Origin of the sequence: Streptomyces sp. NPDC088745, from assembly GCF_044751045.1 — a bacterium.
GTDB classification, from domain to species: Bacteria; Actinomycetota; Actinomycetes; order Streptomycetales; family Streptomycetaceae; genus Streptomyces; species Streptomyces cremeus.
On the sequence record NZ_JBIVLB010000037.1, the window covers coordinates 1 to 1404 of the forward strand.

1 protein-coding gene is annotated in these 1404 nt (G+C 67.5%); it reads right to left on the reverse strand.

Features of this window, described 5'->3' with window-relative positions; translation table 11 throughout:
- Positions 1–187: 187 nt before the first annotated feature.
- Positions 188–1348, reverse strand: a complete 1161-nt coding sequence (locus ACIP93_RS37695) for an IS701 family transposase (protein ID WP_401766990.1) — start codon at positions 1346–1348, stop codon at positions 188–190.
- Positions 1349–1404 lie beyond the last annotated feature (56 nt).

Below are 1404 nucleotides of genomic sequence, written 5' to 3' on the forward strand. Positions count from 1 at the left end.
TACTGCAACGGTGCTTTTCCTGATGGTTGGGCAGGTTCGGGTGGTGTGTGGCCGCGGCATTTGTAGTGGCTGATCCGGGCTTGGTGCTGTCGTCGGCGACGCCAGTGGGACCAGTGCAGGATGTGGTCGATCGTGGCTGGTCGGCGGTGGGTGAGCCGGTGGATCAGGCGTCTGAGTTCGGGAAGGCTCAGCGGGACGAGGTCGGAGGATCCGTTTCTGCTTTCCCGGCGTCGAGCTCGCGGGCCCGCAGGACGGTGAGGCAGGCGTGGGCGGCCATGGCCAGGGTGATGTGGCGGTACCAGCCGGGATAGCGGCGGACCTGGTAGTCGTCCAGGCCGCACTCCTGCTTGGCGGTCTGGAAGCACTCCTCGACCGCCCACCGACTGCCGGCGACATGAATGAGCTGGTCAAGTGTGGTGTCGGCGGGGCAGTAGGCGATGTAGCAGGAGATCTCCTCAGGCCGGCGGACACTGCGGCGGGCGATCACCCAGTGCCGACGGTCTTCCCGGCGCCAGGGCCTGACCTCCACCCTGGCCCAGTCGAACACGCGGGGCCCGTGCGACCCGTTCCCGCAGGACCGGCGCTTCCACTTCTGCCGCGGCAGATCGTGGAACAGGTCGCGGACGGGATGGTCGATGGCCCAGCGAGTGACGACGGTGTCGTGACGAGTGGTGGCCATGACATGGAAGACGTCCGCCTGCTCCAGCTCGGTCCGCCAGCTCTTGGAGTAGCCGTAGCCGGCATCCGCGGTCACCCAGCCGAACGGGATCCTCTCCTCGATCGCCCGGCGGACCATCGCCCGGGCCATCGCGACCTTGGTCTCGAAGACGACCGTGTCGTCGATGCCGGCCCGACGGCACCGTTCCCGGTCGTCGGTCCAGGAGGCCGGCAGGTACAGGCGCCGGTCGATCAGGGTGCGGCCACGACCGGCGGCATAGGCGAGGAACACTCCGACCTGGCAGTTCTCCGTCCGCCCCGCGGTTCCGGAGTACTGCCGCTGAACCCCGGCCGACCGTGTCCCCTTCTTCAGGAAGCCGGTGTCGTCCACGATCAGCACCGCATCCGGGTCGCCGAGGTGCTCGACCACGTACTCACGCACGTCGTCCAGGACCTCGCCCGCATCCCAGTCGATCCGGTTCAGCAGCCGGTGAATCCGGTCCGGTCCCGCATGACCGGCCTCCTCCGCCAGCGTCCAGCCGTTCTTCCGCTCCAACGGAGCGATCAGCCCCCGCATATACGCGAGCGCCGACTCACGCGGCTCCGACCTGGCGAAACGATGCACGAACTGCTCGTGCAAAGCCTTCAGTTCCCCCGCCCACGACCGGGCATCAACGAGTTCCCCACCCATGAACAGAGCAACGACCAACCTGCCCAACCGTCACGACAAGGACCGTTGCAGTACTA